15 protein-coding genes are annotated in these 15,087 nt (G+C 60.3%); 11 read left to right on the top strand and 4 right to left on the bottom strand.

Annotation, left to right across the window (positions count from 1 at the left end):
• Positions 1 to 459: 459 nt before the first annotated feature.
• A complete protein-coding gene (locus EJ997_RS04370; protein ID WP_126703497.1) occupies positions 460 to 1,218 on the bottom strand; it encodes a GntR family transcriptional regulator in 759 nt (252 codons plus the stop codon).
• Between the two features lie 186 nt (positions 1,219 to 1,404).
• Between EJ997_RS04370 and iolC the strand changes: the two genes are divergently transcribed.
• The 8 genes from iolC (at position 1,405) to EJ997_RS04330 (ending at position 10,626) form a co-directional block, all read left to right on the top strand.
• Complete coding sequence (gene iolC, locus EJ997_RS04365; RefSeq protein ID WP_126703496.1) at positions 1,405 to 2,382, top strand: 5-dehydro-2-deoxygluconokinase; 978 nt, start codon at positions 1,405 to 1,407, stop codon at positions 2,380 to 2,382.
• Positions 2,382 to 3,248 (top strand): Cgl0159 family (beta/alpha)8-fold protein, encoded by an 867-nt coding sequence (locus tag EJ997_RS04360; RefSeq protein WP_126703495.1) that lies wholly within the window; start codon positions 2,382 to 2,384, stop codon positions 3,246 to 3,248. Before iolC ends, EJ997_RS04360 begins: the two co-directional genes overlap by 1 nt.
• Positions 3,245 to 4,138 carry a 5-deoxy-glucuronate isomerase gene (iolB, locus tag EJ997_RS04355; protein WP_126703494.1) on the top strand — a complete coding sequence of 298 codons (894 nt, stop codon included), beginning with the start codon at positions 3,245 to 3,247 and terminating at the stop codon, positions 4,136 to 4,138. The genes EJ997_RS04360 and iolB overlap by 4 nt, the downstream gene beginning before the upstream one ends.
• Positions 4,139 to 6,034, top strand: coding sequence for a 3D-(3,5/4)-trihydroxycyclohexane-1,2-dione acylhydrolase (decyclizing) (iolD, locus tag EJ997_RS04350; RefSeq protein ID WP_126703493.1), 1,896 nt, complete (start codon positions 4,139 to 4,141; stop codon positions 6,032 to 6,034).
• A 922-nt stretch (positions 6,035 to 6,956) separates the two neighbouring features.
• A complete protein-coding gene (locus tag EJ997_RS04345; RefSeq protein WP_126703492.1) occupies positions 6,957 to 8,453 on the top strand; it encodes a CoA-acylating methylmalonate-semialdehyde dehydrogenase in 1,497 nt (498 codons plus the stop codon).
• A gap of 251 nt (positions 8,454 to 8,704) precedes the next feature.
• Complete coding sequence (locus EJ997_RS04340; RefSeq protein ID WP_126703491.1) at positions 8,705 to 9,667, top strand: carbohydrate kinase family protein; 963 nt, start codon at positions 8,705 to 8,707, stop codon at positions 9,665 to 9,667.
• A 239-nt stretch (positions 9,668 to 9,906) separates the two neighbouring features.
• Positions 9,907 to 10,092: a hypothetical protein gene (locus EJ997_RS04335; protein ID WP_126703490.1), complete on the top strand. Its 186-nt coding sequence runs from the start codon at positions 9,907 to 9,909 to the stop codon at positions 10,090 to 10,092.
• 66 nt (positions 10,093 to 10,158) lie between these two features.
• Positions 10,159 to 10,626 carry a phosphotransferase gene (locus tag EJ997_RS04330; RefSeq protein WP_228201614.1) on the top strand — a complete coding sequence of 156 codons (468 nt, stop codon included), beginning with the start codon at positions 10,159 to 10,161 and terminating at the stop codon, positions 10,624 to 10,626.
• A gap of 40 nt (positions 10,627 to 10,666) precedes the next feature.
• Here the strand turns inward: EJ997_RS04330 and EJ997_RS04325 are convergent, their stop codons facing one another.
• Positions 10,667 to 11,419 carry a sulfite exporter TauE/SafE family protein gene (locus tag EJ997_RS04325; protein ID WP_228201577.1) on the bottom strand — a complete coding sequence of 251 codons (753 nt, stop codon included), beginning with the start codon at positions 11,417 to 11,419 and terminating at the stop codon, positions 10,667 to 10,669.
• A 136-nt stretch (positions 11,420 to 11,555) separates the two neighbouring features.
• Here EJ997_RS04325 and EJ997_RS04320 point away from each other — a divergent pair, with 136 nt between their 5' ends.
• Positions 11,556 to 12,689 (top strand): zinc-binding dehydrogenase, encoded by a 1,134-nt coding sequence (locus tag EJ997_RS04320; RefSeq protein WP_228201576.1) that lies wholly within the window; start codon positions 11,556 to 11,558, stop codon positions 12,687 to 12,689.
• Between the two features lie 207 nt (positions 12,690 to 12,896).
• On the opposite strand, the gene EJ997_RS04315 is transcribed toward EJ997_RS04320, so the two are convergent.
• Entirely contained in the window at positions 12,897 to 13,127 is a 231-nt protein-coding gene (locus EJ997_RS04315; RefSeq protein WP_126703488.1) for a hypothetical protein, read from the bottom strand.
• 152 nt (positions 13,128 to 13,279) lie between these two features.
• Positions 13,280 to 13,513, bottom strand: coding sequence for a hypothetical protein (locus EJ997_RS04310; protein ID WP_126703487.1), 234 nt, complete (start codon positions 13,511 to 13,513; stop codon positions 13,280 to 13,282).
• Positions 13,514 to 13,967: 454 nt separating this feature from the next.
• On the opposite strand from EJ997_RS04310, the gene EJ997_RS13385 reads away from it, so the two are divergent.
• Together EJ997_RS13385 and EJ997_RS13380 are read left to right on the top strand one after the other, a co-directional pair.
• Complete coding sequence (locus EJ997_RS13385) at positions 13,968 to 14,462, top strand: sugar phosphate isomerase/epimerase family protein (protein ID WP_228201575.1); 495 nt, start codon at positions 13,968 to 13,970, stop codon at positions 14,460 to 14,462.
• Positions 14,438 to 14,908 (top strand): sugar phosphate isomerase/epimerase family protein, encoded by a 471-nt coding sequence (locus tag EJ997_RS13380; RefSeq protein WP_228201574.1) that lies wholly within the window; start codon positions 14,438 to 14,440, stop codon positions 14,906 to 14,908. Before EJ997_RS13385 ends, EJ997_RS13380 begins: the two co-directional genes overlap by 25 nt.
• Positions 14,909 to 15,087 lie beyond the last annotated feature (179 nt).

Here is a 15,087-nt window from a genome sequence, read left to right as displayed (position 1 = left end):
GCTTTGCTATGTCGAAAATGGGAAGGTCTTCTCGATGTCGAGCGCTCGGTAGCTAGCCGGGTGCCCGGTGCCCGGTAGCTGTCTCGGTGTCAGGCGCTGGGTCGCTGTTTGAAGGAGCTTAATGCCGACCGGGGCGGGGAGTGCCTGACGTAATTGTTTGAGTTGTTCGCCGGCGGGTTACGCGGTGGCAACAGATCGTGGGTGGGGGCGGTGGTCGCCGGGGGAGCGGCCGTGCCGGGTTGTGAGCCGGGCGGCGGTTCCTGCCAAGGGTCACGTCACGCTGTGTTGACTGAAGGGTGGGGTTGAGCGTCGTGGTTGCCGCATACAGAACAACGCCCCTGCCGGCGTCGGCGCCCGGGGCGTTGCTCTGTTCGGTGTGCTCATTTGCTGCTTTTGACAATTCGCACGTGGGGGCGGGGTGGAAGTCCGCGCTGGTTCACCGCTGCGGGATTGCTGTTCCTAGTCTGCGACGAGCGGGATGGTGACGGTGTACTGGGCTGCGTCGTAGACGTGCCGACCGTACTCGACTACTTCGCCGCCGAGTCCGTAGACGGTGCGTTCCATGGTCATGAGGGCTGATCCGTGCTCGAGTCCGAGGAGATCGGCTTCGCGGTCGGTGGCGAGGCGGGCTCCGAGGACCTGGACGGCCGTTGCCATCTTCACGTCACGCTCAGCCAGGCACTTGTAGAGGCCCTTCTGGGAAAGTTCGGTCAGGGACGGTGCGATGGCCGAGGGGATCGTGTTGTGCATGATGCCGAGGGGGTTGTCGTTGATCCAGCGCAGGCGCTCAATGGAGACGACCTCGTCTCCGACTTCGCAGGACAGCTGTGCGGCCTGCGCTTCGTTGGCAAGCTGCACCTGGTAGGACAGAACCTCGGTGCGGGTCTCGTAGCCTTGGGCTGTCAGGTCCTCGTTGAGAGACGTGAGGCCGATTTGGCGGTGGACGTGCGTCGGGGTGACGCGGGTGCCGACGCCGCGGCGGCGCACAAGCAGGCCGCCATTGACGAGTTCCTGAAGGGCGCGGCGCGTTGTGGGGCGGGAAACTTCGAGTCGCTGAGCGAGCGAAACTTCGTCCTCAATGAGCCGACCGGCCTCGATGGCGCCAGACATGATGAGCTTTGTCAGGGGCTCCGAAATCTGCTGGTAAAGCGGCACCGTGGAGTCGCGGTCGAGGTCAATCTCCGCGATATAGGGCGTGTCGAGCGGGTTGCTGGTCATGGTGGGTAAAGTCCTTGCGTAGATATTTGTAAACAATTAACGCACATTTCAGCCAAATGTAAAGCCGATTGAAAAAATTGTGTTGAAAACTATTCTTCAGGAATGTTAGGACAAAATATTGACTTAAGGTTACAAGTGTCGGAAGATGAGAGTGTATCCTCCTCAAAGAAGCGGAAAGGAGTCGCAATGATTGCGGCACAGGTCGACGTCGTCACTATCGGTAGGTCGGGTGTGGACATTTACCCCCTGCAGACCGGTGTCGGTCTCGAGGAGGTTAGTACATTCGGTAAGTTCCTCGGAGGTTCTCCGACGAACGTTGCGGTGGCAGCTGCCCGCATGGGACACACAGCAGCGTCGATCACCGGGGTCGGCGATGATCCCTTCGGTCGCTTCGTGCGTTCCGAGATGGTTCGGCTTGGCGTCGCTGACGAATTCGTTGTTGTGAACAGCAACTTCAACACTCCCGTCACTTTCTGCGAGATCTTCCCGCCGGACGATTTCCCGCTGTACTTCTACCGCGAGCCCTCGGCTCCGGATCTTCAACTCCGTCCTTCCGATATTCCGGAGGATGTTGTCCGCAACGCCAAGGTGTTCCTGTTCTCGGGAACCGGGCTGTCGGTAGAGCCGTCTCGTTCAGCCCACCACCACGCTCTGAACGTGCGCAACAAGCAGGGCTGGACCATTGCTGACCTGGACTACCGCCCGATGTTCTGGGAAGACGAAGAAACCGCTTCCCGCGAGATTGGAGCTTCTCTCGAATCTGTCAACGTTGCCGTGGGCAACCGCGAGGAATGCTGGATTGCCGTTGGCGAGAAGGAGCCGGACCGCGCAGCGGACGCTCTTCTCGAGCGCGGCGTTGAGATCGCCATCGTCAAGCAGGGTCCCAAGGGCACGCTAGCGAAGACCAAGGAGGAGCGCATCGAGGTTCCCGTGACGGCCGTTGAAACGGTGAACGGTCTGGGCGCAGGTGACTCCTTTGCTGGCTCGCTTTCCCATGCTCTCATCATGGGTTGGGATATCCCGAAGGCCATTCAGTTTGCTTCAACCGCCGGTGCAATCGTCGTATCCCGCCTCGAGTGCTCGACTGCTATGCCACGCGAAGAGGAGGTCTTCGACCTCATCGAGAAGACACCCCAGGCCAATCCGATCGTGAAGGCCCTGTGATGACTTCCATTTCTGATCTCACTGAGATTCGGGCCTACGAGCCCGAACGCATTGCGCAGGCACTTGCGGATCGTCAGCCGGGCGAAGGCCCCAAGCCGGGTTCCAAGGCCATGATCATTGCCTGCGACCACCCGGCGCGCGGCGCCCTCGGTGCCGGGGCTGACGGCATGGCGATGGCGGACAGGAACGACCTGCTGGCGCGCTGCGTCGCGGCACTGTCTCGTCCCGGCGTGACCGGCTTCCTTGGCACCGCCGACATGATCGAGGATCTCGCTCTTCTTGGCGCACTCGAAGGCAAGGACGTGTACGGTTCGATGAACCGGGCCGGTCTGCAGGGATCCTCGTTTGAGATGGACGACCAGTTCAACTGCTACGACGCGCAGCAGATTGTTGCCTCCGGTCTCGATGGCGGTAAGACCCTGACCCGCATCAACCTCAACGATCCGGCAACCGCGGATACGCTGACGGCGACCGCGAAGGCGATCGACGGCCTTGCCGAGGTGGGCAAGATGATCATGGTCGAGCCGTTCATGTCGAACTGGGTGGATGGCAAGGTCGTGAACGACCTGTCGCCCGACGCCGTTATCAAGTCGATTTCTATCGCATCCGGTCTTGGCAGGACCTCGGCACACACGTGGCTGAAGCTCCCGTGTGTCGACGAGATGGAACGAGTGATGGCCTCAACTACGCTCCCTGCCCTTATCCTGGGAGGAGAGGTTCCTAACGATCCCGATGCCGCATTCGCCGGCTGGGCGGGTGCTCTTGCCCTCCCGAACGTCCTCGGCCTCGTGATCGGCCGATCCTTACTGTACCCGGGCGACGGCGACGTCGAACGGGCCGTTGACAACGCTGTGGAGCTGCTATGAACGAGAATGAAAAGTACTTAATCAAGGCTGGATCGAAGGCAGACGGTGTCTACGACACCGTTGTCACAACGGAGATGGCGGGATGGGAGTTCTGCTCCCTGAAGGTCGCCGCTCTCAAGGCTGGAGAATCCGTTGAGGTAGAGACGGGGGAGACCGAGCTGCTGGTGCTTCCGCTGTCGGGAGCCGCAATCGTCGCGGTTGACGGCACCACCTACGACCTGGCCGGGCGCGAGTCGGTTTTCACCGACATTACCGACTACATTTTTATCCCGCGCGGCAAGACCTTCACGGTCACTGCAACGACGGATGGGCGCTTCTCCCTGCCCGCCACGAAGGCGTCGAAGGACCTGTCTGTCAGGTACTGCCCGCGCAGCGAGGTCAAGACCGGCATCCGCGGTTCCGGCATCATGACCCGACAGGTGAACAACTACGCGCTTGGCAACGATGTTGAGACCTCCCACCTGCTCGTGTGCGAAGTGCTCACCCCCGGAGGCAACTGGTCCTCCTATCCTCCCCACAAGCACGACGTCCACTCCGAGGACGAGCGGGTGCTTGAGGAGATCTACTACTTCGAGATCCGCGACGGCGGCCCGGACAACGCAACCGAAGGCTTCGGTCTGCAGCGCGTCTACGACTCGCCCGGTAAGGAAATCGATGTATGCGCCGAGGTCCGCTCGGGCGACACCGTCGTTGTTCCGTGGGGATACCACGGCCCGTCGGTTGCTGCCCCCGGCCACGACATGTACTACCTCAACGTCATGGGCGGTCCCGCCGAGGACTCCATCTGGCTCATGACGGACGACCCCTGCCACACCTGGCAGAGGCAGGCCTGGGAAGGGGACGACATCGATCCCCGCGTCCCCTTCACCCCCATGAACGAGGAGAACTAAATGACATTCGAGACCGTGCGCCTGACAGTCGCGCAGGCAACCATCCGCTTCCTGGTCAACCAGTACGTGGAACGCGATGGTGTCGAGCAGCGGTTCTTCGCGGGCACGTTTGGCATCTTTGGGCACGGCAACGTAGCCGGCCTCGGCCAGGCCCTCCTGCAAAACGAACTCGATCCGGAGCCGGACGGCGGCGCCATGCCGTACTACATGCCCCGCAACGAACAGGGCCAGGTGAACGCGGCCGCAGCATTTGCGACCGCTAAGAACCGCCTCCAAACCATGGTTTGCACCAGCTCCATTGGCCCCGGTGCGCTCAACATGGTGACCGGTGCAGCCGTGGCCACCACGAACCGCGTCCCGGTTCTGCTCCTGCCCTCCGACCAGTTCGCGACCCGCAACCCCGACCCCGTCCTCCAGCAGGTTGAAAACGCACAGACGCTTGACACGACCGTCAACGACGCGTTCCGTCCCGTGTCCGTGTTCTTCGACCGGATCAACCGCCCCGAGCAGCTCCTGCCTTCCCTCATGCAGGCGATGCGCGCCCTGATCGACCCGGCAGACACCGGTGCCGTCACGCTTGCCATGCCCCAGGATGTTCAGGCCGAGGCCTTCGACTTCCCGGTCGAGATGTTCAACAAGCGCGTCTGGCACGTCCGTCGCGACCCGCTCGAAAAGGCCGCCCTCAAGCGCGCCGTTGAGCTCATCAAGGCATCGAAGAAGCCCCTTGCCATCGCAGGCGGCGGCGTTATCTACTCCGAGGCCTCCGAGGAGCTCCGCGCCTTCGCGGCAGCCACCGGTATCCCCGTCTCCGACACGCAGGCCGGCAAGGGTGCCATCAACCACGACCACCCGCAGGCAGTTGGAGGTGTCGGCTCCACCGGTGCTGACTCGGCGAACTACCTCGCCGACGAAGCCGACCTCATTATCGGCATCGGCACCCGCTACTCCGACTTCACGACGGCGTCGCACACCCAGTTCAAGAACCCCGACGTTAAGTTCGTCAACATCAACGTCAAGGCTTTCGACGCCGTTAAGAACGGCGGTGAAATGCTGGTTGCTGACGCACGCGAAGCACTCGTGGACCTGACGGAAGCGCTTGAGGGCTTCCAGGTCTCCGACGAATACGCCGAGCGTATCGCCAAGGAAAAGGCCGCCTGGGACAAGGTCACCCACGACTGCTACCACTCGGGCCACGGCCCTCTCCCGTCGCAGCTCGAGGTCTTCGGTGCGCTCAACGAGATGATGGGGGATGACGACGTTGTCATCAACGCCGCTGGCTCCATGCCCGGTGATCTCCAGGCGCTCTGGCAGGCCAAGACCCCCGTCCAGTACCACGTCGAGTACGCGTTCTCGACCATGGGCTACGAAATCCCGGCCGCCATGGGCGTCAAGATGGCTCTTCCCGAGTCCGAGGTTGTTGCCATTGTCGGTGACGGCACCTACCAGATGTTGCCCATGGAAATCGCCACGATCGTTCAGGAGGGTCTCAAGGTTATCTTTGTTCTCCTCCAGAACCACGGCTTCGCGTCGATTGGCGGACTCTCCGAGTCCCGCGGATCCCAGCGTTTCGGCACCCGCTACCGCATGGGTGGCGGCCAGCCGCACAACCAGGAAGGCGAGTTCATTCCCGTCGACCTTGCCGCCAACGCCGAGTCCTGGGGTCTCAACGTCCTGCGGGTGAAGACCATCGAGGAATTCCGAGAGGCCTTCCGTGAAGCGGAGAAGGCTGACCGGGCCACGATGATCTACATCGAGACCGACCTTATGGGCCCGAACCCGCCCAGCATCTCCTGGTGGGACGTTCCCGTCTCCGAGGTCTCCCGCATTGAGTCGACCCAGAAGGCGTACGTCGAGCACGTCGAACGCAAGAAGGATCAGCGCCACTACCTCAAGTAGTCGCCAGCTCCGATCGGTCACCGCGTAATCCCCGATCGGCAGCTAGCGAGAAACGATCACTCTCCGATCGTCTGGCCATGACTGTGCCCCGCCCCGGCGGGGCACAGTTGTCCCCACCAAAGAGAAACGGTCACCTGACTCCGGCGACGAAACTTGGCAAACTCTTTCGCCACAGACGCTCGGTCAACAGTTTGCTACAAGGAAACCTGAGTAGCCGCTGAAGAACCGCCACGTCTGCCTCATCCCAGGCGCCGCGACCACCTTGCGTGGCATTGCTACGGCTCAGTGCTGCGGCTCAGTGCTTATGGCTCAGTGCATAGGGGAGAGGGTGCGTAGGGGAGAGGGTGTCGTCGAGAGGAGAGCACCTGCGCGCCAAGCCTCTCGCTCCGGGCAGAGGAGAACGGAGTGACGACAGAAAATCGCGATAGCCACACGTGCACTCTCGCCCGGGACGCGTAAGGTTCCGAGTCGTCGCCGTTCTTGATGCGTGCAGAGATGCACCTCGTATGCTCGCATGCCCCTCTTGCCAGCCTCGATTGCCAGTCCATATGTTCGCATGATCGCGACGAGCTACCAGGCGGGTTCGACTCGGACAGGGAGCTGATCATTCCTTCCCGCTGGTTGCATTGAGGGCGCCGGTGAAACCATCCGTCAAGACCGGTTGCAGTTTTTTGCCGCGGAAATTTGGCGAGAAGTCAAGGTTATTTGCGGCGCGGCTAGGCGGATTTGGGCTTGGCACTTTTGTGCGGTATGTCGGGCATTTCTGGCGCTCAGCAGTATACGGCAGCGGAGTAGGTCCCGCATTGTCTGAAATTACTTTGAGTGATTTGTGCTATTTGTTAGGACAAATGACCAAAGTCCTGTATAGTGGAGTCATCGACAGCCGCAAGCTGGCGGCTTGAACGCAACGAGGAGTTCAATAGTGAATACCATTCAGCATTGGGTAAACGGCGAGTTCTACCAGGGCACCCCCGATGGAACGATTCCGGTGGAGAACCCCGCCACCGGTGAGATCGAGGGAGAGCTGCTCAAGGCCTCCGCCGCCGATCTCGACCACACGGTTCAGGTTGCCGTTGAGGCGCAGAAGGAGTGGGCAAAGTTCTCGCTCGCTAAGCGCACCGCAATCCTGTTCAAGATGCGTGAGCTTGTTCTTGCTAACCAGGACGAGCTTGCGAAGGCGATCGTTGCCGAGCACGGCAAGGACTACTCGGACGCGCTGGGCGAGATCCAGCGTGGCCGCGAGACCCTCGACTTCGCATGTGGCATCAACGCTGCACTCAAGGGCGAGTACTCCTACGACGTATCGACCGGTGTCGACGTCCACTCGCTCCGTCAGCCCGTCGGTGTTGTCGCCGGCATTGCACCCTTCAACTTCCCGGTCATGGTTCCGATGTGGATGCACCCCATCGCCCTCGCAACGGGCAACGCTTTCATCCTGAAGCCGGCCAGCCCCACCCCGACCGCCTCTCTGATCGTTGCACGCCTCTACAAGGAAGCTGGCCTTCCCGATGGCGTCTTTAACGTTCTCTCCGGTGACCGTCACTCCGTGACCCGTATCCTCGAGCACCCCGGTATCGACGCGATCTCGTTCGTCGGTTCGACCCCGGTTGCTCACATCATCCAGGACACCGGCACCAAGCACGGCAAGCGCGTCCAGGCTCTCGGTGGCGCCAACAACCACGCCATTGTTCTTCCCGACGCCGACCTCGAGTTCGCAGCGAAGCACATCTCCGCAGCCGCCTTCGGCGCTGCTGGCGAGCGATGCATGGCTCTCCCCGTGGTTGTCGCAGTTGGCGGCATCGGCGATAAGCTCGCTGGTCTCGTGAAGGAAAACGGCGAGAAGATCAAGGTTGGCCCCGGCCTCAACGAGGGCGTCCAGATGGGTCCCGTGATCTCCGCAGCAGCCAAGAAGCGCATCGTTGGTCTCGTTGACGATGCTGAGAAGCAGGGTGCAAACGTCGTCCTCGACGGCCGCGACCTTGTCATCGAAGGCAATGAAAACGGTCACTTCATTGGCCCCACGATCGTCACCAACGTTCCGACCGACTCCGATCTGTACAAGGACGAGGTCTTCGGTCCGGTCCTCACGATCGTTGAAGCCGACACCTACGAGGAGGCCATCAACCTGGTGAACTCCTCCGAGTTCGGCAACGGCGCGGCGATCTTCACGAACGATGGCGGTATGGCACGCAAGTTCAAGATGGAGGTTGAGGCAGGGATGGTCGGAATCAACGTCCCGATCCCGACCCCGGTCGCCTACTACTCGTTCGGTGGCTGGAAGGAATCGCTCCTTGGCGATCACCACATCCACGGCCCCGAGGGCGTCAACTTCTACACCCGCGCGAAGGCCATCACCACTCGCTGGCCCTCCGAGTCCGGTGCCTACGAAGCAACGATGTCCTTCGCACGCGAAGAGTGATCTTAATCTTCCCGTCCACGCGGTGAAGGAAGGAAGCGCGCTCCCCATGCCGGGGGCGCGCTTTCACATTCCCGGGAACTACCTACCTAGCTTCCAGCTCACTGGTTCGGCATGGGTCAAGATTCCCGGGCAAAGGCTTCAGTCGTCCACTAGGCTGAACACAGGTGGTGCCGTAGCCAGATCCGAAAACTGTTTGGAGCGTCGGGGCCGAAATAGCGTGGCCGCGTGGGGCGGCGGATGAGGAGCAAGCAATGATCGAGAACCGTGACACCAGGACTGTTCTATGCGTTGGCGAGGCCCTGATTGACGTCGTCAATCGAGGAAAGAAAAAGTCCGAACACGTCGGTGGTAGCCCGATGAACGTGGCAACCGTTCTCGCAAGCCTCGAGCACCCCACCTCTCTGGCATCCTGGTGGGGCAAGGACGAACGCGGGCACGCCATCGAGCAGGAAGCTGCGAAGGCCGGTCTCACGATTGTTCCGGGCAGCGATGGTGCCGAGCGGACCTCGATCGCCAATGCCACCGTTGACGAAGAGGGCCACGCAACCTACGAGTTCGACCTGCTGTGGGAAGTTCCAGAGCTTCCCGGTCCGAGGGAAGTCGACCATCTCCATGTCGGCTCCATCGGGGCAACCCTGGAGCCGGGCGCAGCCGATGTGCTTGCCGCCGTGAAGCGCATGGCAATCCAGGGAACGGTGTCGTACGACCCGAACCTTCGCCCCGCAATCATGAAGCGATCCAGCAACGTCAAGGCAAGGGTTGAGGAGATCGTCTCCCGTGCCGATGTCGTGAAGGCCTCCGATGAAGATCTGAAATGGCTCTACCCGAACACGCCAGCCGAGCAGGTCATGCGGGACTGGGCGGCACACGGTCCCGGACTCATCGTCGTGACGAGGGGGCCGTGGGGTGCCTACGCAAAACTCGCGGGGGATCGGGACATGCTTGTTGTCGATGCTCTCGACGTGGAGATCGGCGACACCGTCGGTGCAGGCGACTCGTTCATGGGCGGCCTAATCTCCGGACTGCTTGACGCGGAACTCTTGGGAAGCGCCGCAGCCAAGTCGGCACTCCGGAACGCCCGCTGGCACGATGTGCAGCCAGCACTCCACCGTGCTGTCGTGGCCTCCGGCCTAACCGTCAGCCAGAACGGAGCCTATGCCCCGACGCGTGATGAGATCGAGAACGTCCTCATAGCGGAGCCGAAGCTTCGCTAGGGGAGTCCCGTACTCGAAGCGGGATCGCATGCGCGATGAAGAAGAAGTCTCCCCGCCGGAAAGCCGGTTGGAATTAGCGTGATTCCGCCTGGGTGCGATGGGGGTGGAACACGCAGAGCTCTCTCTTATCAGACAGAAAGACGGCATCGTCGTTACCCAAATCAGTGCACAAACAGGCACGAGTATTCGCAAGGTGATTCAGGGGCGAGGACGGCCGGAGGGTAATCGCGAACTACCGGATGCTGGGGCAACTCGGCGTCCCGACGATCAATGTACTTGCTACGACGGAGCGGGATCTTCTCCTTGAGGACGTTGCGGCGAGTGAGGAATGGCGGCTGGGAGTCGAGGCCGATCTCGCCGACACGGATGTCGCTACGAGTCTTGCTACCTGGTACCCATCCCTTCATGAGGCGGGACGCGAATAGCTCGCTGGCCACAATGTCGAGCTATACGACGAAGCTCGTGTGATCACGAGGGAGAGCGTGCGAGGGATGGCCCGGGCCACGGCAACGGAGGACCTGTTGGTCTGGCAGATGGTCGAGGACAATTTTGAAGAGCTAGTTGCCCTCATTGCTGGGCTTCCACGAACCCTCACGCACAATGACTTCTACTGGGCAAACCTCGTGGTTACGAGGGATCGAACTGCAGCCATGATGGTCGACTACGACCTGCTGGGCCAGGGCTATGCGTATGTGGATGTTCGAAATTTTTGCTCGTCACTTGAGCTAGAAGCAGCCGCTGCCTTCAGGAATTCATACGGGGCGACCTCGGAAGCGGAGAAGCTCGTTGATCGCGTTGCTGCTCCGCTCGTTACTCTGCACGAAGCCTGCGCCCGGTCAACGTTCCCGGCGTGGGCTAAAGGGTCGCGGAGAATCCTCACAACTGAGCTGAAACAACGAGTCGAAGACCTCCTGGTATCGACGCGGAAGAGCCTTGAGGGCAACTCAATTCGGGCTTAAGACGCCATGCAGGTACGGGGTTTAAAAGCTAGATAGGTGTTTAGAACACCAGGTAGACGGCAGAGACGATGGTCAGGCCGATGATGATCGCGTTGAAGAGTTTTTGGTTGATGCGCTTGACGATAAGCCGCCCGATGATGGCACCGACGATGACAATGGGGATCATGAGGGCGGCGATGGAGAGGACCTCGGATGTCATGAGGCCGATACCAGCGGAGAACGGCAGCTTGATGACATTGACGGTGAAGAAGAACCAGGCCTGGGTTCCGAGGAACCGCCTCATGTCGAAACCGGAGGCAATGAAGTAGAGATTCATGACGGGGCCGCCCGAGTTCGCCGCCATCGTCGTAAACCCGCCAAGCGCCCCGTAGAGGGAGCGGATCGACCTGCGAGCAAAGAACTCCTTGATGGTTTCCGCCGTTCCTCGCCTCATGAGTAGAAGAGTGAGCGCAGTGAGGATGAGAAGGATGATGCCGATCGAGCGGCGCATGACTCCATCGCTCACGAAATAAAGGAAGGCCGTTCCCAGCGCCACGCCGACAACGACGGAGGGGATGAGCTTCTTCAGTATTGCCCAGTCAGCATCCTTCGCGTAGATCCAGACCGCTATCAGGTCTCCGACGAGAAGCAGGATCAGGAGCGCCGCCGTTGATTCGCGGGCTGGCAGTATCGCCGCAAAGATCGCGACAGAGAGGGTGACGATTCCCGGAAGTGCGGTCTTGCCGATACCGACGAAGAGCGTGGCGAATACGAGGCCAGCCCATGCAAGAGGAGCCAGATCCGGAATAATCACTCGATCACCCAAGCTTTCTTCTAGATGTCCGAAATTTGTAAGCACAAAGGCCTAGATTTGGCCTTACAAATGAGTCTACACTGTTGGTAAGGCACGAGCAGGTCGCTAGCCCCAAGAGATTTCCAATGGAGGAAATATGTCGGTCCAGATTCCCGAAACTATGAAAGCGTCGGTCCTTCGCGATGTGAAGAAGGGCCTTCAGGTCGAGGAGATTCGCACTCCCCGCCCACGAACAGGAGAGGTCCTCGTTAAGGTACGGGCCTGCGGCATGTGCCACTCCGACCTCCACGTCATTCACGGTGACATTGCCTTCCCGCTCCCCGCGGTTCTCGGTCATGAAGTATCCGGTGAAATTGTCGAGGTCGGCCCCGGCAACGAGCACACCGGCCTCGAGGTTGGGCAGAACGTTTCCGGTGCATTCCTCATGCCCTGTGGTCAGTGCTCCGCCTGTTCCGAGGGCCGCGACGATCTGTGCGGTCCGTTCTTTGACATGAACCGTCTCAAGGGTCAGCTCTACGACGGTCAGACCCGCCTCTTCGGTCTCGACGGTGAAGAGATCGCCCAGTACTCCATGGGGGCTCTTGCCGAGTACTGCGTCATCCCCTCGACCTCGGTTGCACCGATCCCGGACAATGTCGACCCCGTTGCGGCAGCCATCATTGGCTGTGCAGTTCTCACCGCCTACGGCGCCGTGCGCCGCGGTGCTGACGTTCGCCACGGCGAGTCCGTTGCCGTTGTCGCCACGGGTGGCGTTGGCTCCAATATCATTCAGATCTCCCGTGCCTTTGGTGCGAAGCACGTCATTGCAATCGATGTTGCCGACGACAAGCTCGAAGCGGCACGCGCCCTCGGCGCCACGCACACGATCAACTCCACGAAGGAAGACGTGCGCGAGAAGGTCTTTGAGTACACCGGTGGCAGGGGAGTGGACGTGGCCTTCGAGGCCCTCGGACGCCCGGAAACATGGCAGTCTGCTCTTGCTGCACTGAAGGACGGTGGCCGCATGGTGCCGATCGGCCTCGGTGCCGGCGTACAGACCGCCGACGTGGAGATCAACCGCACGGTCCGCCGTTCGCAGTCGATCATCGGCTCCTACGGAGCTCGCACCCGCCACGATCTGCCCGCAACGATCGATCTCGCCGCCCACGGCATCATCAACTACAAGGACATCGTCTCCCAGCATTACTCGCTTGAGAATGTTGCAGAAGGATACGACCTGCTCGCCCAGGGCAAGATCCTCGGCCGCGCAGTCGTCGACATGAGCCTGTAGCCAAGGTCTGTTGGTACATGTTTGTCGAGCCAGTTCCCAAGGGAAGAACGCCGACTCGAACAGGTGCCGCAAAAGAATCCCATCCTTCTCGTGTGGGTGGGCGGATAAAAGCAGCCGGGTAACACCGCTGCAATAGAAAAGCGTGGGCCCCGTTCACACTGAACGGGGCCCACGCTGAAGTTTATGGTGGCCGATGGCCTTACAGGATTATGCGCTCCTACAGGGGAGCGAGAAGACGGCAGTGAGTGCCGTCAGCACGGTGCAGAGACCGGCAAGGATAGTCAATAGCGGGTTGGAAAGGACAACACCCGTGAAAGCAACCATCATCAGCAAGAACATTGTGGCAATGAGAGCCGGAAGGGCTGCTGCGCGGTGGTCTACGGACTTCTGGTACGCGGTCTCGGTCGGCGCGTATCCGTTCAGGGTCATGGTCGACATGCGTACTCCTCTTCTTAATCAGTTGCCGATAGGCTCGACGGGCCGGGCTGTAAAGCCGTGAAAGGTTGCGACAGATTCGGTTCTTAACTGCGTGAGATCCGTGCGAGCGTAAATGCATTGCAGTGATTGCCCACGGTTGTCGCCAGCCGCTGTTAGTTGTCGGTGTCCATGGTCGAGAGGACAATGACGGGAACTGCGACAGCGGTGATAAGGCCAGCAGCGATCGTGACGATCGGTGCGGAGAAGGCAACGCCGACAACTGCGGCAAGAGTCATAACAACCAGGAAGATCAACAGAGCCGAGAACTGAGCGGCAGAGTTAGTGACGGTAGTGTCAGATGCTTCGAAAGACTGGGCGTAAGCGTGAGCTTCGATAATGCTCGACATAATTTTCGATCCTTTTCATTGTCGGTGCAGAGCTGCGGATGGCTGCTCTGCACATCCGTGTGCTCGGCCCGTTTGGACCGGTCCCTTGTTGGAACACTTCAAGCATAAGACACATTTGTTAGTACTGCAAGCAAAATTGCAGTGGCTTACATCAAGTTTGCAAATGGGAATCTCTTAAAGGCGCGAGAATTAGCCGAAGTAGGATGTTCTTAGTTGTTAGGACAAAATGAATTGGCGATACGTTTTCGCAAGATGGGCAAAGTCTTGAAAGTTTGCTGGCCGTCATGCGTTCCATGGATTTGGTGGGGCGGACTTAGGTCACGGTTTTGCAAATGTCCTGAACGTAAAGCGGAAATTGGGTGAATTTGTTAGGTCAATTCTCTTGATTTCTCTCGGGAGGTTGTTTTACACTATTTGGAGCGCGCCAAAGACGGCGAGCCACGACGAGAAATGGGTGTTTGACATGACTTCGAAGGCGAAGAACACGAAGGATCCGAAGTACTCCAAGCTGACGATTGGCGTATGCCCCGATCAGTGGGGTGTTTGGTTCCCTGAAGACGAGAAGCAGATGGATCCCCGCCAGGCCATGCAGGAAATGGCAGAGGCGGGATTCGAGGTCCTCGAGACCGGTCCGTACGGATACTTCCCGAAGGATCCAAAGGAACTGCAGTCCTGGGCCGATGACTTTGGTATGAAGATCGTTGCCGGCACCGGCTGGGGCATCCTCCACAAGGAAGAGGCCTGGGCCGAGACCGAGAAGACGTTCCGCGAGATTGCCGAAACGCACGCTGCCGTTGGGGCCGAATACATCGTGCACCTGCCCCGCTTTACCGCGACGACAAGACATGGGAGTGGACCGATGATCGCGTCCTTTCCGACAAGGCCTGGAACCTCTATGTCGAAAATGCCAACAGGCTCGGCGCCATGCTGCTCGACGAGTACGGCCTGAAGATGGTTCTCCACCCCCACGGTGACTCCCACATTGAGACGCCCGAAGAGATCGCAAAGATCTTCGAGGCAACCGATCCCAAGTACGTCAACCTCTGCCTCGACTCCGGTCATATTGTTTATGGCGGTGGCGACCCGGTCGAACTCGTAGAGAAGTACCCCGAGCGGATCACTTACGTCCACATCAAGGCATTCGATGAGGACATTACCCGCGAGGCGCACGAGAACGATTGGCCGTTCGGCGAGGCAGTTGCCAAGGGTGCATCCGTCCGTCCACCGGCCGGCCTGCCTGAGATGAAGTCGTTCATTGACTCGCTCGCAGCCCTCGACAAGGAGCTCTACGTGATCTGTGAGCAGGACTGCTACCCCTGCCCGCCCGAGTTCCCCAAGCCCAACGCAATCAAGATGCGCGAGTACCTGGCCGAGTGCGGTCTGGGACTCCTCTAGGATGCACGGGCTCCTCTAGAATGCAGGTGGGGCCGGTACTGTTCCGGCCCCGCCCTTCCCTGCCGCGGTGCGCGGCACCACACCGCTAGGGCTGACGCTCTCTTAGCGCGCACCCACCGCGGCTACCAAAAGTCTCCGTTGGATCCCGGACCCGGGGGACTGGTCGCAGGCACCTCGAG

The organism is Flaviflexus ciconiae, assembly GCF_003971195.1.
GTDB lineage: Bacteria > Actinomycetota > Actinomycetes > Actinomycetales > Actinomycetaceae > Flaviflexus > Flaviflexus ciconiae.
The sequence above is the reverse complement of the archived record's forward strand: the minus strand, read 5'-3'. Positions and strand labels throughout refer to the sequence as shown.